This window comes from Flavonifractor sp. An52, from assembly GCF_002159385.1.
Classification (GTDB): Bacteria; Bacillota; Clostridia; order Oscillospirales; family Oscillospiraceae; genus Flavonifractor; species Flavonifractor avicola.
The window spans coordinates 16,383-39,666 of the sequence record NZ_NFIB01000011.1 but is presented as its reverse complement, the minus strand read 5'-3'; the positions used below and the strand labels follow the sequence as shown (position 1 = coordinate 39,666).

The window sequence follows — 23,284 nt, the reverse complement described above, 5'->3', positions numbered from 1 at the left end:
TCTTTTTTATTCCACTGTTACAGACTTGGCCAGGTTCCGGGGTTTATCAATATCACAACCCCGCTGCAGCGCCGTATAATAGGCGAACAGCTGCATAGGCACCACTGCCAGGGAAGGCAGCAGCATGGGATGGGTCTCAGGAATGGCAATCACATGGTCCGCCGTACGGCTGAGATCGGCCGCCCGGTCCCGGGTGGTGAGACCCAGTACATCGGCTCCCCGGCTCTTGACCTCCACCGCGTTACTCACTGTCTTTTCAAACAGGGGCCCGCACCCGGCCAGGGCCACCACCAGGGTGCCCGGCTCAATGAGGGAGATGGTGCCGTGCTTGAGCTCTCCGGCAGCGTAGGCCTCGGAGTGGATATAGGAGATCTCTTTCAGCTTCAGCGAGCCCTCCAGACCCACCGCATAGTCCAGATTTCGGCCGATGAAGAACATGGAAGGCCGGTTGAAGTACAGGGAGGCAAAATACTGGATGTCCTCCCGATTTTCCAGGATCTCCTGCAGCTTGTCCGGAATGCGCTGGAGCTCTGCCAGAATGGCATCATAGTCCGCCCGGTCCAGGGTGCCCAGCAGATCGGCGCAGTACAGGCCGATGAGGTAGATCACCGCCAGCTGGGTGGAATAGGCCTTGGTGGTGGCCACGGCGATTTCCGGTCCGGCCCAGGTGTAGAGCACGCTGTCGCTCTCCCGGGCAATGGTGGAGCCCACCACGTTGACAATGGACACCACCTTGGCGCCCAGCCGTTTGGCCTCCCGCATGGCAGCCAGGGTATCGATGGTTTCGCCGGACTGGCTGATGACCAGGGCCAGAGTACGCTCCGACACAATGGGGTCGCAGTAACGGAACTCGGAGGCCAAGGTCACCTCCACCGGCTTTCGCAGCAGTTTCTCCAGGATATATTTGGCCGCCACACCCACATGGTAGGAGGAACCGCAGGCAATGATATACAGCCGGTCCATCTCCTCCAGCTCCCGGGCGGTGAGCCGCCAGTCGTCCAGCACAATATGGCCGTCCTTGATGCGCGGGGAGATGGTCTTGCGGATTGCTTCGGGCTGCTCCATGATCTCCTTGATCATAAAGTGCTCATAGCCGCCCTTCTCCGCCGCAGAGATCTCCCAGTCCACATGGCGGCGCTCCTTCTCCACCGGGCGCAGGTAGGAATCGTACACCCACAGGTGGTCGGCGGTCAGTTCCGCGATCTCACCGTCATCCAGAAAGCACACCTCTCTGGTGTACTTGATGAGAGCAGTAACGTCGCTGGCCAGATAGTGGGCGCCGTCGCCGAAGCCCAGAATCAGCGGGCTGTCCTTTCGGGCCGCAATGAGCCGGTCAGGGCAGTCAGCACACAGGATACCCAGGGCGTAGGCGCCCCGGATGGTGTGGAGGGTACGCACCACTGCGTCCAGCAGGTCGCCCTGATAGTAATACTCCAGCAGCTGGGCTGCCACCTCGGTATCGGTATCCGACACGAACTGCACTCCCTCGGACTGGAGGAATTCCCGCAGCTCAGCGTAGTTTTCGATGATACCGTTGTGGACCACGGCGAACCGGCCATTCTCGCTGACCTGGGGGTGGGAATTGACGTCCGACGGGGCCCCGTGGGTAGCCCACCGGGTATGGCCCACGCCAATGGTACCGTGAAGGGTGCTTCCGCCCTTAACCAGGTCGTTGAGCACCTGAAGCCGCCCTTTGGCCTTGGCCACCTGCATTCCTTCTCCTGCTCCGTATACCGCTACACCGGCGGAATCATACCCCCGGTACTCCAGCCTGGACAGGCCGTCCAACAAAATTGGCGCGGCCTCCTCCCTTCCAACATATCCAACAATCCCGCACATGGCGATCCTCCTGCGTATTTGACGTGTTTGATATATGGTGCTTTAAAATAGAATTATAGCACGGAAAAGCTGGCAAAACAATGGCAGAACACCCGAAATTAGGCTCGTTCCCTTCGCTCTCTCTGTCTGACCTGCGTCCCCTCCACCAAAATGGTATCCGCACCGAAGCGGCGCACCGCCGTCCAGGGAAAAACCGTGTCCGGTTCCCGCCCCAACAGGCCAAACAGGCGCAGCCGCCCAGGCACCACCAGAGCACTCACTTTGCCCTCTTCCAGATCCATGATCACATCCCCCACATAGCCGATCCGGCTGCCATCAGTGATATTGATGATCTCCTTGTCCCGTAACTCCGATCCCCGGCACTCCATAGCGCAATCCCCCTTTTTGATATCCCTATGCGCCGACCAGGTTGACCCATTCCACTTACCATTTGGTAATCTTGCACCTGTATAGCGGAGGGGATATAATGAAATAGATGTCATTTCTGGAGGGGATCGTCATGCTGGACAATCTGATCTATTGTCTCAATGGTACTATACCCATTTTTTTGCTCATGCTGCTGGGTGTCGCATTCCGCAAAATGGGCTTTTTTAGCCAGGCCTTTGCCGATAAGCTCAACAGCTATGTGTTTAAAGTGGGCTTGCCTGTCATGATGTTCAAGGACCTGACCGGCTCCGACTTTTTCCAGGTGTGGGACACCTCCTTTGTGGTATTCTGTTTTCTGGCCACTCTGGCCTCCATCCTGCTCACCGCCCTGCTCAGCCGTATGCTGAAAGAACCCCCGTTGCGAGGGGAATTTATTCAGGTGGGCTACCGCAGCAGCGTGGCTCTGCTGGGCGCCGCCTTCCTGGAGAACCTCTACGGCAGCGCCGGGGCCGCCAGCCTGATCATCATCGGTGCGGTCCCCCTCTATAACGCGGCGGCGGTGACGGTGCTCTCCATTACCAGTCCCAGCCAGAAGGGGCTGTCCAAAGGCGCTGTGAAGAAGGTGGCCAAAGGAATCATCACCAATCCCATCATTCTGGGTATTATCGTTGGCCTGGCCTGGACCCTACTGCGCATTCCCCAGCCTACCATCCTCACCAAAACCGTGAGCAGCATCTCCGCCACCGGCACTCCCCTGGGCCTTATGGCTCTGGGCGCCTCCTTTGACTGGAAGAAAGCTATCGGCCGCATCAAGCCCGCCCTCTCCGCCACCGCCCTCAAGCTGGTGGTCTTTGTGGCCATCTTCCTGCCCATCGCGGTAGCCATGGGCTTCCGGGACGACAAGCTGGTGGCCGCTCTCACCATGCTGGGCAGCCCCACCACTGTCAGCTGCTTTGTCATGGCCCGCAATATGGGCCACGAGGGCACCCTGACCTCCAGCACCGTCATGCTGACCACCGCCTTCAGCGCCTTTACCCTGACGCTGTGGCTCTATGTGCTGAAAACCCTGGCCCTCATCTGACTTTGACAAAAATTAACGGATGGGCTCCCTAAAACAGGGGAAAAAGACGGCGTTTTTCCCCCTTGCATTTTGGCATGGAGACACTATACTAATGTCTGCTGAATAAACCGTGATACGGTTTATTCGTGCGGCAGTAGCCGCCCAATTTCATAAAACGGCTCGAAGTGGCCGTTTTTATGAAATTTAGCCATTGGTACAATGCGTATTTCCGCTGGTGCGTTAAGGCGCACCAGCAGAAGGTGCAAGGTTTTGGGTCGATCTCGTCCAAAAACCTTGCACTTGAACAAAGCCAACTGGCCTTGAAAGCTGGTGCTTTCAAGGCATTCGGCTTTGTTCAGTACGCATTATACTAATACGGTACTTTCTATTTCCCATTTCTGTACCGAAAGGAAGCCCCTCCATGGAACAAGCTACCGTTCTCCGCCGGCGCGAGCCGGGCATTCTGTCCCTCACCTGGCCCATCTTCATCGAACTGCTTCTTCAGATGCTGGTGGGCAACGCCGACCAGGTCATGGTGGGGCACTTTGACCCCAACGGCGTAGGCGCCATCGGCAACGCCAACCAGATCACCAATCTGGTACTTCTGGTCTTTTCCGTTATTTCCACCGCCTCCACCATTCTCATCTCCCGTTACCTGGGAGCGGAGGATAAACAGCGGGTCAACGAGACCTACACCCTTTCACTGCTGGTCAACGCTATCTTCGGTCTGGCGGTAGGAACCCTGCTTATCGTTCTGTGCGGCCCCATCTTCACCCTGATGCAGGTACCGGCGGAAATCCTGGACCGCAGCTGCCTGTACTTGCGGATCATTGGCGGAGGCATGGTGTTCCAGGCGGTCTATCTCACCTTCACCGCCTTTTTCCGCTCCAACCAGATGATGAAGGAGAGCATGATCGTGGCTGTGATCATGAATCTGCTCAACATCGGCGGCAACGCGGTGCTCATCGGCGGAGCCTTCGGCCTGCCTGCCCTGGGCGTGGCAGGCGCCGCTCTGTCCAGCGATATCTCCCGTGTGGTGGGCGTCATCCTTATCGCTTTCCTGTTCCGCCGGAAGTTTGGCCCCGTGCTCTCCCTCAAGCTCCTCCGCCCCTTCCCCACCGACCAGCTGCGCCGCCTGCTGCGCATCGGCATCCCCGCCGGCGGAGAGTCCATCTCCTATAATCTGTCCCAGGTGGCCATCCAGTCCATCTGCAACCTGTTCGCCATCTTCGTCATCAATACCCGGGTATACGCCAATATGTTCGCCATGCTCACCTATATGTTTGGCTCCGCCATCTCCCAGGCTGCCCAGGTCATGGTGGCCCACCTGATGGGTGCCGACCGGGTTCCCGATGTGGAGCGGCTGGTAAAACGCACCTTGCTGGCCTCCCTGGCTATCTCCGGTCTGATGGCGGTGATACTACTGGTGTTCTGTCAGCCCCTGCTGGGCCTGTTTACCAAGGATCCCCAGGTGCTGGAACTCTTCCGCATCATTATGATCATCGAGATCCCCCTGGAACTGGGCCGTGCGGTGAACATGGTCATGTGCCGGGCTCTTCAGGCCTGCGGAGATATTCGCTTCCCCATCACCATCTGCATTTTCAGCGCCTGGCTTACCGCTGTGGTAGGCGGTTTCCTGCTGGCCGTGCCCCTGGGCCTGGGGCTGGCGGGGTTGTGGATTGCCATGGCCTGCGACGAGTGCCTGCGGGCGGTGCTCTTCCTGCTGCGGTGGCGCAGCCGGGCTTGGTGCCGCAAAAATGTACTGTCCATGTAAGAAAGGATGTGTTGTCCATGAAGACCGGGATCGTGCTGGAGGGTGGCGCCATTCGTACCATCTTTTCTTCCGGTGTGTGTGACGCCCTGCTCACCGGCGATATTATGACGGACTATGTCATCGGCGTTTCCGCCGGGATCGCTTATGGTGTCAGTTATGTGTCCAGGCAGATCCGCCGCAACCTTGACATTATGGTAAACTACGTCAATGATAAGCGGTACATGAGCATGGGCAACCTGCTCCGCCGGGACAACAAGGCATATTTCGGTCTGAAGTTCGTCTATGACACCATTCCGAACGAGCTAATCCCCTTTGACTATGATACCTACCGTGCATTCCCCGGCGAAGTGGAAGCAGCGGTCACCAACCTTGACACCGGCAAGGCAGAATATTTGCCGGTGGACGGCAACGACAAGAGCTTTACCATCCTCCAGGCCACTTGTGCTCTGCCCTTCCTCTTCCCTATTTTCCACATTGACGGCAAACCATTCATGGACGGCGGCGCGGCGGACGCCATTCCCTTTGACCGAGCCTTTGAGAAGGGCTGCGACCGGCTGATCGTGGTACTCACCCGGGAGCGGGACTTCTGGCGGCAGCCAGAGAAGCTCCAGCCTCTCATTGACCGGGTTTACCGGAAGTACCCCAACTTCTGCGACACCATGCGCCGCCGGGCGGACACCTACAACGCCGCCCGTGAGAAGCTCTTTCAGCTGGAAAAGGAGGGGCGTGTACTCCTCTTTGCCCCCCACAACACCCAGGGCTTCAGCCGCACCGAGCGGGATGTGGCCAAGATCCAGGCTCTGTGGCAGGACGGCTACGACGAGGGCATGGCCCGGCTGGACGAGGTACGCTCCTTCCTGGCGGGACAATAAAACAGGACCCGGGCGGCGGCTGCCGTCCGGGTCCTTTGCGTCTTATTCCACTCCGCTGATCTCTGTGACCATAGCCATGTCGGCGTCCTGTCCGGTACCGTCGGGCAGTGTCACATGGGAGACAGCCACAGGCTTTCCGTCCTCATCCAGGGTCACCTGGACGGAAACCTTGGCTCCCTCATCCTCCCGGGTCCAGAGGTAGCTGCCGTCCCGCTCCATGGCCTCGGTGATGTCCGTCTCCTCCCCGTCCACGGTAAGGATGATGCGGCCGTCTCTCTCCTCTACCGCCGTATCAGGCAGCCGCAAAGCGGTGATGGTCTCGCCGGTGTCATCCATCACGATCTCTTCCCGGTAATCTCCGATAGAGGCGGACGAGCGGATGGTGGCGGAGAGCCACTCCAGTGCCTCCGGGTTGGCGGCGCTTACGGTCACCATCAGAGCCACCGTTACCACGGCGGCGATCAGGCCCACCCGCAGCGGGCGGCGGACCGGCTTCTTCTGTTTCTGTTCTGCCATTTCAATGACCTCCTGTAGGGCTTCTTCGGAGACGTGAAGCTCCGAGCATCGTTCACGGTATGCGTTGTGGTCGAACATCGTCGTTCCCCTCCTCTTCTTCGGAAAGCGTCCGGCGCAGCCGGGCCCGGGCCCGCTGGAGCCAGGTCTGTACGGTGGAGGGATTGACCCCCATGGCCGCCGCCGTCTCCTTGACGGAGCAGCCCTCGTAGTAGTAGAGGTAGATGGTCAGGCGGTACTTTCCATCCAGCGCCATCACCGCCTGAAACACCTCTTCCCGGCGGTCCTCCGCCGGAAGGGGCGCCTCGTCCCGCTCCTCCAGCGGTACCGCCCGGCGGCGCCAGAAGGAACGCATCACCTTCCGGCTCTCATTGACCGCCACCCGTAGCAGCCAATGCTTCAGGTGGTCCTCGCTCTCAAAGCCATCCTGCTGGTAGAGCTTGAGGAGCACCGTCTGCACCACGTCCTCCGCGTCCGCCCGGCTCCGCAGGGCGTGGTAGGCCACCCGGTAGAGCATATCGCCATAGGTCCGGGCCGCCTGTTCAAATGTCTCGTCGGTCATGACTACTCCCTTTCTGTGGGTTGGTTTGAAAGGCCTTTCATCAGGAATACCCCCCGGAGGGGCAAAAAATCTCACAGAGAATAAAAAAATTTTGGGGCGTCATCCAGACGCCCCAAAATTCATGCCCGGTCCAGCCGCCGGTAGACCGTGAAATACATGGTGAGGATGCAGGCCAAGCCCCCCAGCACATTGGAAATCGGCTCGGCCAGAAATACGCCGTCCGCCCCGAAGCCCACCGCCGGCAGGATCAGGGTCAGAGGAGCCACAATGAATGCCTTGCGGAGCAAAGAAAAGAAGATGGCGTTTTTGGACCGGCCCAGCCCCACAAAGACCGACTGGCCAATGAACTGAAAGGACATGAAGAAGAAGGTGGCAAAATAGATGCGGAAGGCGGGGATACCGGCGGCAATGAGATCCGCCTCGTTGTTGAAAATGCGGATCAGGGGCTCGGGCAGCAGCATCACCACCGCCCATACCACCACCGAGTACCCTACCGTCAGCACGGTGGTAAAGCGAATTCCCTGACGCACTCGTCCATACTGACCGGCGCCGTAGTTATAGCCCAACACCGGCTGGCAGCCGCTGGTAATGCCCTGAACCGGCATGGTAATGATCTCCCGGATGGAGTTGATCACCGTCATGACGCCTACATACAGATCGCCGCTGTAGGCCTCCAGGCTGGCATTGCACAGCACCTGGGCCAGGCTGTTGGTCATGGACATGACAAAGCCGGAGGTGCCCAGGCTCAAAATACGCCTCACCCGGCCCGCCTGGAGGCGGAGGGCAGACAGCCGCAGCTTGAGGATGGCCTTTTTCCCGGTGAGGAATTTCAGTACCCACAGGGCCGAGCACCCCTGGGAGATCACCGTGGCCAGAGCCGCCCCTCGCGCGCCCATGTCCAGCAGGAAGATAAAGATGGGGTCCAGCACGATGTTGACGGCCGCCCCCACCGCCACCGTGATCATGCCCATGCGGCTGAACCCCTGGGCATTGATGAAGGGGTTCATACCCAGGCTGATCATAACAAACAGGGTGCCCAGGATATAGATGGTCAGGTAGTCGTTGGCGTAGGGAAAGGTGACGTCGCTGGCCCCGAACAGATAGAGGATAGGGCGGCGGAAGATGAGGCACAGGACGGTGAGGGCAGCGCCGAACAGCAACAGCAGGGAGAAGGAATTGCCCATGATCCGTTCCGCCTCTTCATTCTCCCCCCTGCCCCGGCAGATGGAGCACAGGGGGGAGCCGCCCATGCCGCACAGATTGGCAAAGCCCATTAAGATGGAGATGATGGGCAGACACAGCCCCAGTCCCGTCAGGGCCAGGTGCCCCGGCAGACGGCCCAGGTACATCCGGTCCACCACGTTGTACAGGATATTGATGAGCTGGGCCACCGTCATGGGCACCGCCATATAGACGATATTGCGGGCCATACTGCCCTTGGAAAAATCATTCTGGGTCCGGTCTTGCGTAGCTGGTCACCTCTTCTCTTGCAATTTGGATGAATTTGGGGTATACCTATAGGGAACCCCGGCTCCGCCGTTCGGATACGACGGATGCATAATAGTTAATTATACTACCGTTTTAAAGTACAGGCAATGGAAAGGAAATGATTTCTTTGACACTGTTGGAGCAGGCCAAGGCCATGGAGCCTCAGCTGCGGGCCATGAAGGACGATCTCCACCGCCACCCCGAACTGAGCTTTCAGGAAGTGCGTACCACCGGGATTTTGAAAGAGAAGCTGACCACTTTGGGGCTGAAGCTTATCGACCTGGGCATGGACACCGGCGTGGTAGCCCTGCTGCGGGGAGCCCACCCCGGTAAGACTGTGGCCCTCCGGGCCGACATTGATGCTATCGCCCAGCAGGAAGCCGCCCACGACGGGGCCATGTCCCAGTGTGACGGGCTGATGCACGGCTGCGGCCACGATTTCCATACCGTAGGGCTGTATGGTGCAGCCTGCCTGCTGGCCCAGCGCCGGGATCAGCTGGCGGGCAACGTGGTCTTTCTCTTCCAGCCCGCCGAGGAGGTCACCCAGGGGGCCCAGGCCATGATCGACCACGGGCTGTGGGACAAGCTGCCCGCCAAGCCTGACTGTCTCTTCGGCCTGCACAACCGGCCTGAGCTGCCCGCCGGACAGATCGCCGTGATGGAAGGGCCGGTGATGTCGGGCAAGAGCCACTTTGTTATCACCCTCCATGGTATCTCCGGCCACGGCGGCTCCCCCCACAAATGTACCGACGTGATCGTAGCCGGTGCGGCGGTGGTCAACGCCCTTCAAACGGTGGTGAGCCGCAACACCGATCCCCTGGAAAGCCTGGTGTGCTCCGTGCTGTCCATCCACGCCGGTACCCCGGACAATTTCGTCCCCGACGTACTTACCATGACAGGAAGCATCCGGGCTCACGGAACCGCCGCCCACCGCCATGCCGAGGAGCGGCTGCGTGAGCTGACTCTGGGAGTATCGGCCGCCTACGGCTGCACCGCCGAGGTGGAGTTCCACCCCGGCGTCCCCGCCACTGTCAACTCCCCCGCCATGACCGCTCTGGCCAGAAAGGCGGCTCTGGCTCTGGTGGATGAGGCTCATGTGGTCTCCCCCGCCCCCGACATGGGTTCGGAGGACTTCGCCGTCTTTGGGCAGGATGTGCCCGCCTTTTTCTATTGGCTGGGCTCCGGCTTCCCCGGCCAGTTTAATCCCTGCTGGCACAACGAGCACTTCCGCACCGATGACGACGCCCTGCCTCTGGCCGCCGCCCTGTTGGCCCAGTCTGCCCTGGTAGGCTTGGAATAAAAAGAACAGCACGCCCTCCCATGTGGAGGGCGTGCTGCTTTTTCTCTATATGTACTTCAACGGGCCATATACACCGCGCCAATGGCCTTGAATTGCCGTGCCACCGCACCGCACAGCTCGTTATAATACTTGAGATAGTCCTTTTTTGCCTGGCGCTCCCGGCTCTTCTGCTGTTGAAAATTCGCCCACTGGGCACAGCTTTTGTGACAGCCTTCGCAGTAACTGGAACAGGTCTGTTGACACGGAATCATAGCGGAAACCCCTTTCTGCTCTGTCCGGGTGATTGCCCCGGCGGTTCCGGCTTGTCTGAAAACATCCGGTGTCTCTATTGTACTTGGCCTGCCCCGCGCTTTCCATCAGCTTTTGGTAAAAGACTGTAAAGTTTCTTCTGACTTCCAAAAAGGCTCCCGGCAGCGCCGGGAGCCTTTCCTGTTTTACAGCCAGGTCTCCCCCTGGCTGTGCTTTTCATAGTCGTGGGTCACAGAGGCCTCCAGAATCTCATGGTAGGCCCAGTGGTCCACACGCACATCGGTGAAGGGGGCCGCTATGTCCCGCTCACCCGCCTGCCGGTCCATGGCACGGTTGAGGATCTTTACTGCCTCCGCTCTTGTCACATTGCGGCCCGGCTGGAAGGTACCATCAGTACCGCCGGAGATCCACCCCCGGGCAGCGGCAAAGGCGATCTCCCGGGCTGCCCAATAGCTGGCCGGCACGTCGGGAAAAGCGTGACTGCCGCCAGTGACAGTAAAGAAGCCGCACACCATCTTCACCAGCTCCGCCCGGCGGACTGGTTGGGTGGGGCGGAAGGTTCCGTCCTCATAGCCCTGGACAATGCCGTATTTCCGGGCAAAATGGACATAGGAGCTGTACCAGTCCCCCAGACTCACGTCGGAAAAGCCGCCGGTGCCCTCCTCATAACTGTAAAGTGGTTTCCCATTACGATCCACCGCCAGCCGGGTCAGCATCGTCACCGCCTCTCCCCGGGTCAGAGAGCTGTCCGGGTGGAACTGTCCATTGCTGCCCTGTACATAGGCCATATGGTCCGCCGTATTTAGAGCTGCTTCCGGCTGAGGCGCATAAAATTCCTTATAAAGCTTCTGCAATTCCCCATTCTGCGCCAAAAACTGATATCGGAAGTGAACTTCACCATCCACCTGGGCAATGGTCTCGTTGAGCTCCAGCTGCTGCCGGATGGCCTCCACACCGTACCAGGGACTGCTGGGATCAGTGTTGCCCGCCTGATAGTCGGCCATACCGATGTAAAGGAAAACATCTGTACCCCTTACCGTGTCCGCCCACCACTTGACGATGGTCTCATAGTCCATACTTTTATGACCGATATACCAGTAGACCTGGGGGCAGATGTAGTCAATCCACTCCTCCTGCACCCACTTCCGGCTGTCGGCGTAGGAGGCATAGTAGCTCTCAAAGCCGCCGGTGGTATTGGAGCCCTGGGACTGGCTGCTCTTGTCGGCCCACACGCCGGAGGGGCTGATGCCGTAAGACAAATCGGGATCAATGGCATGGAGCCGCTCCCCCATCTCCTTCACCAGCTGGTTCACATTGTCCCGACGCCAATCCCCAATGTCGGAGAAGCCACTGCCGTACTGGGCATAGGTGTCGGCGTCGTCAAAGTTTGCGCCGGGATAGAAGTAGTCGTCCATGTGGATGCCGTCGATGTCGTAATTACGGGCCAACTCCTCGGCGCTCTGAATGATGTACTCCCGCACCTCCGGCAGACCGGGATCAAAATAGTATTTGCCGTCGTACTCCACCACCCAGTCCGGGTGGACCTTGGCCGGATGGTCGGCAGTCAGGCTGTCGTACTCGGACTGGCCTCCCTTAGTCACTCGGAAGGGGTTGATCCAGGCATGAAGCTCCAGCCCCATCTCATGGGCTTTCTCCACCCAGTAGGCCAGGGGATCAAAGCCATCTGCCGGGGCCTGACCCTGTCGGCCCGTCAGATCGGCGCTCCAGGGATAGTAACTGGAGGGATAGAGGGCGTCGGCGGAGGGCCGCACCTGTAAGATCACGGCGGTCATGCCCATATCGGCGCAGGTCTGCAAGATCTTGTCCGCGTCCGCCTTCAGCACCGCCGGGTCGGTGGTAGCCTTGCTGGGATAGTCCAGCCGGTACACCGTGCTCACCCACACCGCCCGGAATTGGTCGGGATTCTTTACTTCATTCTTCCCGGCGCTGGTCTGGGTACGGATGGCCATGCCTGCCAATGCCAGGGCGCACACCAGCACAATGGCCACCACAAATTTCCATACTTTTGTCATGGGATTCTCCTTGCTTTGGTTCTGAGGACGGCGGGCTACTTCTCCTGGGCGGCAATCCGCTCCGCCAGGTCATTGAGATAGACCCAGCGCTCCATCTTCTCCTCCAGGGCGGCTTCCAACTGGCTCTGCTTCTCCTGGAGCTCCTGGAGGGCCACATAGTCGGTGGCCTTGGCAGCCTGCTCCGCCTGGACCTGGGCAATCTGCTCCTCCAGAGCGGCGATGTCGTCGTCGATGGTCTCAAACTCCCGCTGCTCCTTGTAGCTGAATTTCAGCTTCTTGGGGGCGGCGGGGCGCTCCTTCCCCTTGTCGGAGGCGGGCATCTTGGGGGCTTTGGCCTTCTCCTCCGCCCGCTTGGCGTCCAGATACTCGGTATATCCGCCGGGATAGGCCCGCACAGAGCCATCCCCCTCTATGGCAAACACCCGCCGCACCACCCGGTCCAGGAAATAGCGGTCGTGGGATACGGCAATCACCGCGCCGGGGAAGGTGTCCAGATAGTCCTCCAGAATGGACAGGGTCTGAATATCCAGGTCGTTGGTGGGCTCATCCAGCAGCAGCACATTGGGAGCGGCAGCCAGCACCGAGAGCAGATAGAGCCGCCGCTTCTCCCCGCCGGACAGCTTGCAGATGGGAGACCACTGGACCTCCACCGGGAAAAGGAACTGCTCCAGCAGCTGGGAGGCGGTGAGCATTCCCTCTGCCGTCTCAATGTTATTGCCAATCTCCTTCACATAGTCGATGACCCGGATATCCCCGTCCATGTCGGGCACTTCCTGGCGGAAGTAGCCGAAGCGGACGGTCTCGCCCACCTCCACGGTACCAGAATCGGGAGCCAGAGTCCCCGCCATCAGGTTGAGCAGGGTGGATTTTCCGCTGCCATTGGAGCCCACGATGCCGATACGGTCGTCCCGCAGCAGCATACAGTCAAAGTCCCGGACCACGGTCCGGTCCCCGAAGGCCTTGGTGACCCCCGCAAGCTCCACCGTCTTTTTCCCTAGACGGCTGGCACGGGCGGACAGTTCCAAGGTACTTTTTTCCATGGGGCCGGTCTGAGCCTTCAGGGCCTCGTACCGCTCCAGCCGTTCCCGGCTCTTGGTGCCCCGGGCAGTGGGACCCTGCATCACCCACTGATACTCCCGTCGGAGGATGGCCTGACGCTTGCGCTCACTGGCTTTTTCACTCTCCAGCCGGGCCGCCTTCCGCTCCAGATATTTGTCGTAGTTACCCTCATAGGTGTAGAGCTTGCCGCCCTCCACCTCCACCATTTTCGTGACGATGCGCTCCAGAAAATACCGGTCGTGGGTGACCATCACCAGAGCGCCCTTCCAGCCTCTCAAATAGTCCTCTAACCAGCCCACCATCCGGTCGTCCAGATGGTTGGTGGGTTCGTCCAGCAACAGCACATCGCAGGGCCGGGCCAGCACCGCCGCCAGGGCCACACGGCGGCGCTCTCCGCCGGACAGCTCCCCTACCTTCTGGTCAAACCGGGGCACCCCCAGCTGATTCAGAATGGTCTTGGCCTCATATTCCGCCAGGGTGCGATCGTCCCCGTCCAGCCCCAGCAGCACCTGCTCCAGCACGGTATGTTCCCCGGGAAATACCGGGTTCTGAGGCAGGTAGGCCAGGCGCACATTGGGGTCGGGACGAACGGTACCTCCGTCCGGCTCCTCCGCCCCGGCCAACAGCCGCAGCAGGGTGGATTTTCCGCATCCGTTGACGCCGATGATACCCACCTTGTCCCCCGGCTCCACATAAAACGAGACAGAGTCCAGCAGACTCCGTGTCCCGTAGGTCTTGGTCAGTTGTTCCGCCGATAACAGCATATTGTTCCCTCGCTTTGTCGATATCCCGTATAGTATAGCGGAAATGGCTGAAAAAGAAAAGGCCTCATGGTACTTGACAGGCAACCGTATTACTCATATAATACAGTTAGAAAGTGTACTAGTCCAGTAATACAGTTAGGAGGTGGTATGGCCATGTGTGACTTTGGCGGCTTTGTCCCGGCGGACGGTCTGCCCATCTATCTGCAGATCGTGCGCTATGTGGAGCGGGGCGTGGCGGCTGGCACCATTGCCGACGGCGAGGAACTGCCCTCCCGCCGGGTGCTGTCGGCCCAGCTGGGTGTCAACCCCAACACAGTGCAGAAGGCCTACCGCCTGTTGGAGGAGGAGGGGCTCATCACCTCCCGCTCGGGGGCCAAAAGTGAAGTGTGCGCCCCGCCGGACCAGGCGGAGGCTCTCAGGGCCAAACTGTTGGAGCAGGAGATCGCCGGTTTTGTCCGCTCTCTGCGGCAGTCCGGGCTGGAGAAAGAGGCCGCTCTGGAGCTGATCGACCGGCTGTGGGACCGAAAGGAGGAGGAAGCATGAGACAATATGTGAACCTGTTGATGGTAGCCGCCCGCTCCCGGCTGTGGCAAGTGATCCTGATCACCGCCGGCACCAGTGCCGCCCAGGTAGCACTGGCCATTTCCATGCTGAACAAAGTGAGTCTATATGGTTTTATGCAGAATTCCCTGTTCCATCTGCTGTTCACCGCAGGTCTGGTGCTGATCTGTCTGTCCCTGGCCTCCTTCGGTATGGAGCGGGGCGGCAGCAAGCTGGGCTATACCCTCCGCCGCCTGCCCTGTGGAGAGGAGAAGGCCACCCTGATATTCGCCCTTCACCACTTCCTCTGCCTGCTGATCTACTGGGGCGGGCAGATCGCAGCGGCATGGTATATCGCTCTGCGCTACTGTGCCCTCTCAGACGGCGTCTTTCCCATGCTGGTGTTTTATTACAGCGGATGGTTTCACGGAATCCTGCCCGGTCTGGACTGGCCCATCTACATACGCAATGTAGTGATGCTTGCGGCTCTGGCCATGGCGGCAGCCACCTGCTCCTACCACTGGCGGCGGGGCGATAAACCCTTTACCGTCGTGCCCCTGGCCGCTTTTGCCGGTCTCAGCTTCCCTGCCGACATCGGTGCCTTTGGTTTACCGGGACCGGGCAGCGATTTTGTTGCCAGTCTGCCCAATGTGTACGCTAAGGTACCATATAATATCATGGTGGCGCTCTTCCAGCTGGCCGTCTTTGTGACAGCTCTGATCATCGTCACCTACAATCTGATAGGGAGGGCTCGTTATGTGGACACCTGAACGCGTCTATCCCCTGGGTTTTCCCGGCAGGCAGGCCCTCCAGCTCACACTGGGCGGGCTGGGAGTCGCCTTCGCCATCGGCTATTTCCGGTTTCTTGCCTCCTTTTCTTCCGCCAAAAATGAGCTCTACACGTCCGTCCGGATCGACGGCAAGTGGGTCCCCAAACTCATTGAGGGTTCGGTCATTGCCCCATTCTCCCGCCTGCTGGGCGGGATATCTCTGGGGCTGACTCTGGTGGCCCTCTGCCTCATCGTCTCCCTCTTTCTTCATTATGCCTGGCATAAGCTGGGCAGCCGCAGCATCTACCGCATGAAGCTGCTCCCCAACCGCTGGGAGCTGTGGCGGCGGGTGGTCCTGATCCCTCTGGTAGGCCTGGCCGCCTGCGCGCTGCTGTGGGGCCTGCTGCTTCTGCTGTGCGCACTCACTTACCACTACGGGACACCGGACGGTCACTTCCCCCCCAACTGTTGGGGTTCCTTCCCCTTCTACTGGATTGGAGGCTGCTATGCTTGAACTGCATCAGGTTCGTAAAAAATACTTCGGCTCCACCATAGCGGTGGATGATCTGTCCCTCACCATAGGCCCTGGGGAAATCGTAGGACTGTTTGGAGAGAACGGCGCCGGCAAAACCACGCTGCTCAAGTGTATCCTGGGTCTGCTGTCCTATCAGGGCCAAATCACCCTGGACGGCGCTCCGGTAAACCGGGCCAACATCGCCCGCCTGTCCTTCGCCACCTGCGAGCACTCCTTCTTCCCCAACCTGACCGCAGAGGAGCACAGAATTTTTCTCACCAGCCAGTTCCCCACCTTCCGTCAAAAACGCTTCCACGCTCTGCTGGACTTCTTCGAGCTGCCTGCCCACAAGGCCATCCGCCGGTTTTCCACCGGCCAGAAGAACCAGTTTGAGGTGATCCTGGCCTTGTGTCAGGGCGCCGACTACATCCTGATGGATGAGCCCTTCGCCGGCAACGACATCTTCAACCGGGAGGACTTCTACAAGGTGCTGCTGGGTATTCTGGAACCCAACGAGACCATTCTGCTGTCCACCCATCTGCTGGAGGAGGTACAGCACTTCATCAGCCGGGCCGTGCTGCTGCAAAAAGGCAAGCTGGTGGGAGACGCCTCCACCCTGGATCTGGAGGAACAGGGCAAGAGCCTCATGGACTATGTGAAGGAGACCTACCGCTACAAGGCTGACCGGGTCAGTCAGGCCCTGGACCAGCTCACCGGCAAGGAGGAGGGAGAGGGATGAAAAGCGCTCTTGCTCTGCTTCTGGCTCTGGTGGTCGCCTTCGGCGGACTGCTGGGCTGGACCAATGCTCAGCTACAGCAACAGGGTACAGACGTGACCGTCTCTGCCACCACCCTGGCAGGGGACCCGGCAGCTGCCGCCGGCGTCCAGGTCACCAGCTACACTGAGTATCAAAATCACCTCTTCTGGCGCCAGTCCTTTCCGGCGGACAGCCCGGAGCAGGGTGAGACCCTCTGCACCTTTTCCCAGGCTGCCCACTTTGCAGAGGATAACTTTTCTTGGGGAAACTATTTTAATATCGAGCTCTCCAGACATAGCATAAGCAGTCATTCCTCTATAGAGAAGCAGCTCTCCCCTTCTCTGCTCGCTCTTTTAAAGCAGATCCAGAGTAACCGGCCCAACATCGCCGTTTCGCAACAGCGGGTGGACCTGTCCGACTATACCGATCACTATCCCCTGGAGGTTTCCGGCTCTTTCACCCAATTTATACACAACCCGCTGACATCCAAGCAGCTGATCCAGTTGGTGGAAGACTACTTTTTCTTTCCTCTGTCCAAGAGCACATATGCCATCATCTCTCTGGAGACCGATGAGAAGAGCGGCCAGCTCTGTGGTTATGATTTTGACCTGGAATATGACTTGAGTCTATCTACCCAGACTGTGATGCGGGACTATATCACCTATTTCGCTCTCATTCCCGGAGGTGACCAAGTCGACCTGCTGGACACCAGCCAGATCCCCGGCGGCTGGGGGGTATACGCCCTCACCGGCACCAGCGGAGAGGACGCCGCCATCTCTACCCTCTACTCCATACCCGATGGCGGGCAGGTGGTCCGCCTCTTTGGCGGCCCGGAGGGAGACGACTGCCTCTACCTGCTGACTTTGGAAGAGAACACGCTGTTTTTCACCCAGCTGGACCCCAAAAACGGCCAGGTGGTGGTCCATCTGCCTCTCTTCCCCTGGACAGAGGATCAGGAGATCCTCAGTACCCTATGGCATGGAGACTATCTGGTGGTTTTCACCGGCAAAGGCCCCTTCGCGGTACTGGTTCCCGACGGCCAGGGGGGCTGGAAGGTGGATCTGACCGGGGACCTCCATAACCAATACACCCCCACCTACTATCCGTCAGCCGATGAGCTGACCGGGTATGCCCGGTACAGCACCACCTCCTCCCTCTATGACCATGACAGCCACCGGCTGATCTTTGCCGACTCCTATTACGCAGGGGACGAAAAGAACACCTCGTTCTTTCTGTCTGTATACGATCGGGACGGGCTGGCCTATCTGGGGACCTATCAGTTTAGTCTGCCCGCAGATGTGTATAAACTTTATGGTGTCTATACCAACAACTCCCCCTCCCATGTGCTCTCCTGGTCGGAAACTGCCTCTTGACAAAACCGGACGGTTCGGCTAGAATGGGTAACAATCAAATCCCAGAACAGGCAATGATGGGAAGAAGGCACGTTCCGTCCCCCTCAGAGAACCGGTGGTTGGTGCGAACCGGCGGAGGAAAGCGTGCGGATACTGATCCCGGAGCCGCCTGCCTGAAGCTGCTGTTGTAGGGCAGGCCGTCACGGCCACGTTATCGGCCGGGGCCTTGTTGGAGGCCATGAGCGTCCGCCGGTGACGGCGGGCGGAAGCAGGGTGGTACCGCGTATCTTACGCCCCTGACCATAATCTGGTCAGGGGTTTTTCTTATTCCCTGGCCCAAGGAGGAACTGCTATTATGAAACCCGCACAGGAAAAGTACATCCCCTTCGTCCCGCTGAAAATGGAAAAGCGCGCCTGGCCCGACAAGGAATTGAAGGCGCCCCCCGTCTGGTGCTCCGTGGACCTGCGGGACGGCAACCAGGCCCTTATCGATCCCATGAACGTGGAAGAGAAGCTGGAGCTGTTCCACACGCTGGTGGACATCGGCGTGAAGGAAATCGAGGTGGGCTTCCCCTCCGCCTCCGAGACCGAGTATGAGTTCATCCGCACCCTCATTGAGGGCGGCCACATCCCCGACGACGTGACCATCCAGGTGCTGGTCCAGGCCAGAGAGCATCTGATCCGCAAGACCTTTGAGGCCATAGACGGAGCCAAGCACGTTATCTTCCATTTCTATAACTCCACCTCCACCCTCCAGCGGAAGGTGGTGTTCCACACCGACGTGGCCGGCGTCACCAAGATCGCCGTGGACGCCGCCCAGCTCATCCGGGAGCTGAGCCAGCCCGCCATCGACGCCGGTATGGATCTCCGGTACGAGTATTCCCCCGAGTCCTTCATGGGCACCGAGATGGACGCCGCCGTGGAGATCTGCCAGGCGGTCATCGAGGCCATCGGGGCCACCCCCGACCACAAGATCATCCTCAACCTGCCCACTACGGTGGAAAACTGTATGCCCAACTACTTTGCCGATGAGATTGAGTACTTCATCGACAAGCTGCCCAGCCGGGAATGCGCCATCATCTCCCTCCATCCCCACAACGACCGCGGCGAGGGCGTAGCCACCGCCGAGATGGGTCTGCTGGCAGGCGCCGAGCGTGTGGAGGCCACCCTCTTCGGCAATGGTGAGCGCACCGGCAACGTGGATATGGTCACCCTGGCTCTCAACCTGTACACTCAGGGCGTGGACCCCAAGCTGGACTTCTCCAACATCAATAAGATCCGGGACGTGTACGAGAAGGTCACCAAGATGAAGATCGGTGAGCGGCAGCCCTATGTGGGCGAGCTGGTGTTCACCGCCTTCTCCGGCTCCCACCAGGACGCCATCAACAAGGGCACCCGCTACATGGAGGAGAGCGGCACCGAGTACTGGGAGGTGCCCTATCTGCCCATCGACCCCGCCGATGTGGGACGGCAGTATGAGCCCATCATCCGCATCAACTCTCAGTCGGGCAAGGGCGGCTCCGCCTTCGTCATGCAGCACTCCTTCGGTTTCGATCTGCCCAAGGCCATGCACCCCGAGTTCGGCCACATCGTTCAGGTGGAGACCGACCGGGTGGGCAAGGAGATCAAACCGGAGGCCATTTACGACCTGTTCAAGACCCACTACATCGACCCCGTCAAGCCCTACGAGATGGTGCGCCACTCCTTTGCTGAGTTTACCGATGAGGAGGGCCACTCCCACGTCACCTTTGCCGGTACCCTTCGCCACACCGACACGGTATTCCAGGTTCAGGGCTCGGGCAACGGCCCTATTGACGCCTTCTTCAACGCTATCCACGGTCAGAAGATGGACCGCTTCACCTTCATCGACTATAAGGAGCACGCCATCAAGCAGGGCTCCGACTCCCAGGCTGTGGCCTACATCCACCTCCAGGATGAGGAGGGCCGGGACTGGTTCGGTGTGGGCATGAGCCACAACATCAACCTGGCTCCTCTGAAGGGCATCCTGTCCGCCATCAACCGGGCCGTCAACCACGACGGGCTGTAATCTCACAACGCAAAAGGGGTCCCGCCGGTAAACCGGCGGGACCCCTTTTGTCCATTTTTTATGCGTCGTGATGATGACCACCGCAGTTGTGGTCGTGATGATGCTCGTGCTCATGATCATGGTGGTGGCAGACGGCATCGGTGGACTTCAGCTCCCCTTTCAGGTACTGCTCCACGGCGGTGCGGGCGTCCCCCTGGACCCCCATCATGGTCTTGATGTTCCGCTGCTGGAACAGAGACACGGCGTGGGCGCCCATGCCTCCGGCAATGACTACCTCAACCCCCATATCCCCCAGGAAATTGGGCAGGAATCCGGGCTTGTGCTCCGGATTGGGTACCAGCTCCTCCCCCAGAATCTTGCCGTCCTCCACGGTGTAGATACGGAAATGTTCACAATGGCCGAAGTGGCCTCCTACCTCTGTTCCCACGCTGGCAACTGCGATCTTCATGGTTCGTCGCTCCTTTTCCCGGCATATGCCAATTATTATAGTTTTATCATACGCTTATTTCCGGCATATGTCAATATCATTCTAAAAAAGATGGGGGTGCAGCGGATTGCCGCACCCCCGATCTTTTCTTATTTTCGATTGTTTTTCTTCAGATCCACCAGGCAGATGTTCAGATCCACCTTACCCTCGATCCCGCTTACCGTTCCGCTGCTGGAATACTGCCACATATCATAGTAATACGGGAATGTGGTGGGCTTCCAGCCGGTGGTATAGTGAGCCAGCCAGAAAGGATAGTCCTGCAGCTGAGAGAGGTCAAACCCCTTGTTTACCAGATTGGGATTGCTGTAGGCCATGGGCTGATATCCCTCATCCTGGATCACCTGGTTAAAGGCCTTGGTACAGTCAATGATCTCCTGGTAGGTCATGTTGTATGTACGGCTGCTGCTGTCGCTGACATACTCCCAGTCAAATACCACCGGATAGGTCACATCATATCCCTCGATCCACTCCAGGGTCTGATAGGCCTCCTCCATTGCTTCTTCCTCGTTGACCGCCTGGGAGAAGAAGTAAACCCCCACATCGATACCCACTCGGGTGGCGTTTTCTATGTTATACGTAAAATAGGGGTCCTGCACGATCTTACCCACGGTATACCCTCGATAACCTACCCGAATGATGGCAAATTCCACTCCGTATTCCGCCACCAGGTCCCAGTCGATCTTACCCTGGTGGGAGGAGACATCGATGCCCACATGGCTCTCCGCATCTCCATTGTAGCTGAGGAAGCCGTCCTCATTGACATAAAACGCCTCGCTGTCATAGGGGTTGGATGGGATGGGCATTGGAGTAGGCGTAGGCGTTGGCTCCGGTGTTTCATTGGGAGTAGGTTCCGGATCCGGGCTTTCGCTGGGGGTGGGTTCCGGTGTAAGTGTTGGCGTGGGAGTAGGCGTTGGAGTAGGCGTTGGAGTTGGAGTCGGGGTAGGCGTGGGCTCCGGTTCCGGCTGGCTGTTCTGGTCGTAGCGGGTCAGAATAACCGCTGTCTCCGCCCGGGTTGCCTGGCCGGAGGGATCAAAGCAATTTCCTGGCTTACCGCTGATCACCTGCTCCACCTGGGCCCAGTCCACTGCGGGAACCGCCCAGGACGAGATCTCGTCTGCATCGGCATAGGGTGTACCGGCGCTGGCGTCCGGGCTGCCTGCATAGCGCCACAAAATGGTGGCCACCTGTTCCCGGGTCACAGGGTCGTTGGTACCAAAGGTCTGGCTGCTGTACCCGGTCACATAGCCGTTTTGCTGGGCCCACAGCACCGCGTCGGAGTACCAGGTATCGTTCTCTGTATCGGTAAAATTGTCCTTACCACTCACTGCCGGACTGCCTGCCATCCGATAGAGCACCGTGGCCAGCATGGCCCGGCTCATGGACAATTCCGGCGCAAACATACTGCCGGAAATACCGCTCATCAAACCGTTGTCATACACATAGGATACCGCGCCGGCATACCATATGCCAGGGGCTACGTCGGTAAAGGACCCGCTGCTCCCCGCGGCTTGGACCGTTTCGCCAAAGGACAGAGGAATCATGGCTGCCAGCAGTGCGCCTGCCAGCAACCCGGATACTGCTTTCTTTCTAACCATGGACTTTCCTTTCTGCGTTGGACTCTGTTCTGTCTTGGATGATGCGATTGATAATAGCATAACAGAAATCCTGCTGTTCGACAAGTTTTGAACGGAAATTTTATAATATTCGCTGTTTTCCTTTTATTCCGCCCAAGATAGTTCCACGCAGTATACATAAGTTTTCACAGGGTTTTCTGCACAAAAAGGCTCCCGCCAGACTGGCGGAGGCCTTTTTGCAGGATAAAAATCAACCCAGTTTGCTGTACTCGGTCTCGGAAACTGCCTCCAGCCACTCATTGGAGCAGTTTTCACCAGGCACTTCCAGGGCAAGATGGGAAAACCAGCTGTCCGATGCGGCGCCATGCCAGTGCTTGACGCCGGTGGGAATGTTGACCACATCGCCGGGATGCAGCTCCCTGGCCTCCTTCCCCCACTCCTGATACCAGCCTCGGCCGGCTACGCAAATCAAAATTTGCCCGCCGCCCTTGTCAGCGTGATGGACGTGCCAGTTGTTCCGGCAGCCTGGCTCGAAGGTCACATTATACACCCCAACCTGGCTGGCAGAGAGGGGCTGCAGGTAGCTCTGGCCCACGAAGTACTGAGAGAACCCGTCGTTGGGCGCCCCGATGGGAAACACCATTTCTTTCTGGTGCATGGCCTTACCATCATCGCCGGCATCCTCGGCCCACACTTCCTTGGCCATACGGAAGGCCGCCCAGGCTTTGGGCCAACCTGCGTAAAAGGCAGCATGAGTCAAAATCTCCGCAATCTCCTGGCGGGTAATACCGTTTTGCTTGGCAGTGCTCAGGTGATACTGGAAGGAGCTGTCCACCAGCCCCTGAGCCATCAGAGCCACAACCGTGACCAGAGAACGATCCCGCAGGGAGAGTTTGTCCTCCCGGCTCCACACCTGTCCAAACAATACGTCGTCATTCAACTCCGCAAATTTCGGAGCAAACTCACCCAGCGCATCTCTGCCCGCCGTCTGCTTCACTGCCATAACAAATACCTCCTACTCAAGAGAAAATGTAACCTGAACCCTTCCCTCTCCCAGCTTCGCCTGCAAATCGGTGGGATCATCGATCTTTGCAAGCCGGGTGAAGTTCCAGGTATTCGTACCGTAGTAAATCGTAATCTGATTGCCCTGATAGAGGATCACATCCCCCGGCTCTGTGGTGATCTGCTGGTCATTCCGGGTCAGCGTGGTACCCAGCGGGCCCACTTTTTCAAAGCCACCGTAATCCTCCATCTCGATGGTCACCGGCCCCTGTGCCAGCAGCTCCTTAAATTCACGAGCCGAGCTGTTGTCCTCCAAGGTAGCCAGCAGTTTCTCATCGCCTACTGCGATCTTCAATGCCGTT

Annotated in this window: 23 protein-coding genes and 1 other annotated feature; of the genes, 11 read left to right on the top strand and 12 right to left on the bottom strand. The window is 58.9% G+C overall.

Going from position 1 to position 23,284, the window contains the following annotated elements; translation table 11 throughout:
* Nucleotides 1-6 precede the first annotated feature (6 nt).
* Both glmS and B5G06_RS06080 read right to left on the bottom strand, forming a co-directional pair.
* Entirely contained in the window at nt 7-1,839 is a 1,833-nt protein-coding gene (gene glmS, locus B5G06_RS06085) for a glutamine--fructose-6-phosphate transaminase (isomerizing) (protein WP_087188201.1), read from the bottom strand.
* Nucleotides 1,840-1,937: 98 nt separating this feature from the next.
* Complete coding sequence (locus tag B5G06_RS06080) at nt 1,938-2,207, bottom strand: YlmC/YmxH family sporulation protein (protein ID WP_087188200.1); 270 nt, start codon at nt 2,205-2,207, stop codon at nt 1,938-1,940.
* A gap of 131 nt (nt 2,208-2,338) precedes the next feature.
* On the opposite strand from B5G06_RS06080, the gene B5G06_RS06075 reads away from it, so the two are divergent.
* The 4 genes from B5G06_RS06075 (at nt 2,339) to B5G06_RS06065 (ending at nt 5,911) form a co-directional block, all read left to right on the top strand.
* Nucleotides 2,339-3,286, top strand: a complete 948-nt coding sequence (locus B5G06_RS06075) for an AEC family transporter (RefSeq protein ID WP_087188199.1) — start codon at nt 2,339-2,341, stop codon at nt 3,284-3,286.
* Nucleotides 3,287-3,462: 176 nt separating this feature from the next.
* Nucleotides 3,463-3,639 (top strand): hypothetical protein, encoded by a 177-nt coding sequence (locus B5G06_RS14005; RefSeq protein WP_158094666.1) that lies wholly within the window; start codon nt 3,463-3,465, stop codon nt 3,637-3,639.
* 47 nt (nt 3,640-3,686) lie between these two features.
* On the top strand, nt 3,687-5,039 hold the full coding sequence (locus tag B5G06_RS06070; RefSeq protein ID WP_087188198.1) for an MATE family efflux transporter: 1,353 nt from the start codon (nt 3,687-3,689) through the stop codon (nt 5,037-5,039).
* 17 nt (nt 5,040-5,056) lie between these two features.
* Nucleotides 5,057-5,911, top strand: a complete 855-nt coding sequence (locus B5G06_RS06065; RefSeq protein ID WP_087188197.1) for a patatin-like phospholipase family protein — start codon at nt 5,057-5,059, stop codon at nt 5,909-5,911.
* A gap of 42 nt (nt 5,912-5,953) precedes the next feature.
* Here B5G06_RS06065 and B5G06_RS06060 read toward each other — a convergent pair whose 3' ends face one another.
* The 3 genes from B5G06_RS06060 to B5G06_RS06050 all read right to left on the bottom strand — a co-directional run bounded on the left by B5G06_RS06060 (nt 5,954) and on the right by B5G06_RS06050 (nt 8,416).
* Nucleotides 5,954-6,427, bottom strand: a complete 474-nt coding sequence (locus tag B5G06_RS06060; RefSeq protein ID WP_087188196.1) for a hypothetical protein — start codon at nt 6,425-6,427, stop codon at nt 5,954-5,956.
* Between the two features lie 52 nt (nt 6,428-6,479).
* Complete coding sequence (locus B5G06_RS06055) at nt 6,480-6,986, bottom strand: RNA polymerase sigma factor (RefSeq protein WP_087188195.1); 507 nt, start codon at nt 6,984-6,986, stop codon at nt 6,480-6,482.
* 119 nt (nt 6,987-7,105) lie between these two features.
* Nucleotides 7,106-8,416, bottom strand: a complete 1,311-nt coding sequence (locus B5G06_RS06050) for an MATE family efflux transporter (RefSeq protein ID WP_087188194.1) — start codon at nt 8,414-8,416, stop codon at nt 7,106-7,108.
* Between the two features lie 176 nt (nt 8,417-8,592).
* Here B5G06_RS06050 and B5G06_RS06045 point away from each other — a divergent pair, with 176 nt between their 5' ends.
* Entirely contained in the window at nt 8,593-9,774 is a 1,182-nt protein-coding gene (locus B5G06_RS06045) for a M20 metallopeptidase family protein (protein WP_087188193.1), read from the top strand.
* Between the two features lie 56 nt (nt 9,775-9,830).
* Here the strand turns inward: B5G06_RS06045 and B5G06_RS06040 are convergent, their stop codons facing one another.
* From B5G06_RS06040 to B5G06_RS06030, 3 genes are all read right to left on the bottom strand, one after another.
* The gene (locus B5G06_RS06040) at nt 9,831-10,025 is read right to left on the bottom strand and encodes a hypothetical protein (protein WP_087188192.1); all 195 of its coding nucleotides are present in this window, start codon (nt 10,023-10,025) and stop codon (nt 9,831-9,833) included.
* Nucleotides 10,026-10,208: 183 nt separating this feature from the next.
* On the bottom strand, nt 10,209-12,056 hold the full coding sequence (locus tag B5G06_RS06035) for a family 10 glycosylhydrolase (RefSeq protein WP_087188191.1): 1,848 nt from the start codon (nt 12,054-12,056) through the stop codon (nt 10,209-10,211).
* Nucleotides 12,057-12,091: 35 nt separating this feature from the next.
* Nucleotides 12,092-13,879 carry an ABC-F family ATP-binding cassette domain-containing protein gene (locus B5G06_RS06030; RefSeq protein WP_087188190.1) on the bottom strand — a complete coding sequence of 596 codons (1,788 nt, stop codon included), beginning with the start codon at nt 13,877-13,879 and terminating at the stop codon, nt 12,092-12,094.
* A 147-nt stretch (nt 13,880-14,026) separates the two neighbouring features.
* Here B5G06_RS06030 and B5G06_RS06025 point away from each other — a divergent pair, with 147 nt between their 5' ends.
* The 6 genes from B5G06_RS06025 (at nt 14,027) to leuA (ending at nt 19,859) form a co-directional block, all read left to right on the top strand.
* Complete coding sequence (locus B5G06_RS06025; protein WP_242955373.1) at nt 14,027-14,422, top strand: GntR family transcriptional regulator; 396 nt, start codon at nt 14,027-14,029, stop codon at nt 14,420-14,422.
* A complete protein-coding gene (locus tag B5G06_RS06020) occupies nt 14,419-15,189 on the top strand; it encodes a hypothetical protein (RefSeq protein WP_087188189.1) in 771 nt (256 codons plus the stop codon). The genes B5G06_RS06025 and B5G06_RS06020 overlap by 4 nt, the downstream gene beginning before the upstream one ends.
* Nucleotides 15,176-15,703, top strand: a complete 528-nt coding sequence (locus tag B5G06_RS06015) for a hypothetical protein (RefSeq protein WP_087188188.1) — start codon at nt 15,176-15,178, stop codon at nt 15,701-15,703. Before B5G06_RS06020 ends, B5G06_RS06015 begins: the two co-directional genes overlap by 14 nt.
* Nucleotides 15,696-16,442 carry an ABC transporter ATP-binding protein gene (locus B5G06_RS06010; protein ID WP_087188187.1) on the top strand — a complete coding sequence of 249 codons (747 nt, stop codon included), beginning with the start codon at nt 15,696-15,698 and terminating at the stop codon, nt 16,440-16,442. Before B5G06_RS06015 ends, B5G06_RS06010 begins: the two co-directional genes overlap by 8 nt.
* A complete protein-coding gene (locus tag B5G06_RS06005) occupies nt 16,439-17,833 on the top strand; it encodes a hypothetical protein (RefSeq protein ID WP_087188186.1) in 1,395 nt (464 codons plus the stop codon). The genes B5G06_RS06010 and B5G06_RS06005 overlap by 4 nt, the downstream gene beginning before the upstream one ends.
* Before the next feature lie 44 nt (nt 17,834-17,877).
* Nucleotides 17,878-18,113, top strand: a binding site (T-box leader).
* 54 nt (nt 18,114-18,167) lie between these two features.
* Entirely contained in the window at nt 18,168-19,859 is a 1,692-nt protein-coding gene (leuA, locus tag B5G06_RS06000; RefSeq protein ID WP_087188185.1) for a 2-isopropylmalate synthase, read from the top strand.
* Nucleotides 19,860-19,917: 58 nt separating this feature from the next.
* Here the strand turns inward: leuA and B5G06_RS05995 are convergent, their stop codons facing one another.
* The 4 genes from B5G06_RS05995 to B5G06_RS05980 all read right to left on the bottom strand — a co-directional run bounded on the left by B5G06_RS05995 (nt 19,918) and on the right by B5G06_RS05980 (nt 23,277).
* Nucleotides 19,918-20,307, bottom strand: a complete 390-nt coding sequence (locus B5G06_RS05995; protein ID WP_087188184.1) for a NifB/NifX family molybdenum-iron cluster-binding protein — start codon at nt 20,305-20,307, stop codon at nt 19,918-19,920.
* A gap of 128 nt (nt 20,308-20,435) precedes the next feature.
* Nucleotides 20,436-21,941, bottom strand: a complete 1,506-nt coding sequence (locus tag B5G06_RS05990; RefSeq protein ID WP_158094665.1) for a GH25 family lysozyme — start codon at nt 21,939-21,941, stop codon at nt 20,436-20,438.
* A 229-nt stretch (nt 21,942-22,170) separates the two neighbouring features.
* On the bottom strand, nt 22,171-22,923 hold the full coding sequence (locus B5G06_RS05985; RefSeq protein ID WP_087188182.1) for a carboxymuconolactone decarboxylase family protein: 753 nt from the start codon (nt 22,921-22,923) through the stop codon (nt 22,171-22,173).
* A 12-nt stretch (nt 22,924-22,935) separates the two neighbouring features.
* Nucleotides 22,936-23,277: a cyclophilin-like fold protein gene (locus B5G06_RS05980; protein ID WP_242955372.1), complete on the bottom strand. Its 342-nt coding sequence runs from the start codon at nt 23,275-23,277 to the stop codon at nt 22,936-22,938.
* Nucleotides 23,278-23,284 lie beyond the last annotated feature (7 nt).

What these genes read in the sequence shown, in the direction of transcription:
- glmS (WP_087188201.1), bottom strand. Translation starts at nt 1,839, where the DNA reads ATGTGCGGGATTGTTGGATATGTTGGAAGGGAGGAGGCCGCGCCAATT.
- B5G06_RS06080 (WP_087188200.1), bottom strand. Translation starts at nt 2,207, where the DNA reads ATGGAGTGCCGGGGATCGGAGTTACGGGACAAGGAGATCATCAATATC.
- B5G06_RS06075 (WP_087188199.1), top strand. Translation starts at nt 2,339, where the DNA reads ATGCTGGACAATCTGATCTATTGTCTCAATGGTACTATACCCATTTTT.
- B5G06_RS14005 (WP_158094666.1), top strand. Translation starts at nt 3,463, where the DNA reads ATGAAATTTAGCCATTGGTACAATGCGTATTTCCGCTGGTGCGTTAAG.
- B5G06_RS06070 (WP_087188198.1), top strand. Translation starts at nt 3,687, where the DNA reads ATGGAACAAGCTACCGTTCTCCGCCGGCGCGAGCCGGGCATTCTGTCC.
- B5G06_RS06065 (WP_087188197.1), top strand. Translation starts at nt 5,057, where the DNA reads ATGAAGACCGGGATCGTGCTGGAGGGTGGCGCCATTCGTACCATCTTT.
- B5G06_RS06060 (WP_087188196.1), bottom strand. Translation starts at nt 6,427, where the DNA reads ATGGCAGAACAGAAACAGAAGAAGCCGGTCCGCCGCCCGCTGCGGGTG.
- B5G06_RS06055 (WP_087188195.1), bottom strand. Translation starts at nt 6,986, where the DNA reads ATGACCGACGAGACATTTGAACAGGCGGCCCGGACCTATGGCGATATG.
- B5G06_RS06050 (WP_087188194.1), bottom strand. Translation starts at nt 8,416, where the DNA reads ATGGCCCGCAATATCGTCTATATGGCGGTGCCCATGACGGTGGCCCAG.
- B5G06_RS06045 (WP_087188193.1), top strand. Translation starts at nt 8,593, where the DNA reads ATGATTTCTTTGACACTGTTGGAGCAGGCCAAGGCCATGGAGCCTCAG.
- B5G06_RS06040 (WP_087188192.1), bottom strand. Translation starts at nt 10,025, where the DNA reads ATGATTCCGTGTCAACAGACCTGTTCCAGTTACTGCGAAGGCTGTCAC.
- B5G06_RS06035 (WP_087188191.1), bottom strand. Translation starts at nt 12,056, where the DNA reads ATGACAAAAGTATGGAAATTTGTGGTGGCCATTGTGCTGGTGTGCGCC.
- B5G06_RS06030 (WP_087188190.1), bottom strand. Translation starts at nt 13,879, where the DNA reads ATGCTGTTATCGGCGGAACAACTGACCAAGACCTACGGGACACGGAGT.
- B5G06_RS06025 (WP_242955373.1), top strand. Translation starts at nt 14,027, where the DNA reads ATGGCCATGTGTGACTTTGGCGGCTTTGTCCCGGCGGACGGTCTGCCC.
- B5G06_RS06020 (WP_087188189.1), top strand. Translation starts at nt 14,419, where the DNA reads ATGAGACAATATGTGAACCTGTTGATGGTAGCCGCCCGCTCCCGGCTG.
- B5G06_RS06015 (WP_087188188.1), top strand. Translation starts at nt 15,176, where the DNA reads ATGTGGACACCTGAACGCGTCTATCCCCTGGGTTTTCCCGGCAGGCAG.
- B5G06_RS06010 (WP_087188187.1), top strand. Translation starts at nt 15,696, where the DNA reads ATGCTTGAACTGCATCAGGTTCGTAAAAAATACTTCGGCTCCACCATA.
- B5G06_RS06005 (WP_087188186.1), top strand. Translation starts at nt 16,439, where the DNA reads ATGAAAAGCGCTCTTGCTCTGCTTCTGGCTCTGGTGGTCGCCTTCGGC.
- leuA (WP_087188185.1), top strand. Translation starts at nt 18,168, where the DNA reads ATGAAACCCGCACAGGAAAAGTACATCCCCTTCGTCCCGCTGAAAATG.
- B5G06_RS05995 (WP_087188184.1), bottom strand. Translation starts at nt 20,307, where the DNA reads ATGAAGATCGCAGTTGCCAGCGTGGGAACAGAGGTAGGAGGCCACTTC.
- B5G06_RS05990 (WP_158094665.1), bottom strand. Translation starts at nt 21,941, where the DNA reads ATGGTTAGAAAGAAAGCAGTATCCGGGTTGCTGGCAGGCGCACTGCTG.
- B5G06_RS05985 (WP_087188182.1), bottom strand. Translation starts at nt 22,923, where the DNA reads ATGGCAGTGAAGCAGACGGCGGGCAGAGATGCGCTGGGTGAGTTTGCT.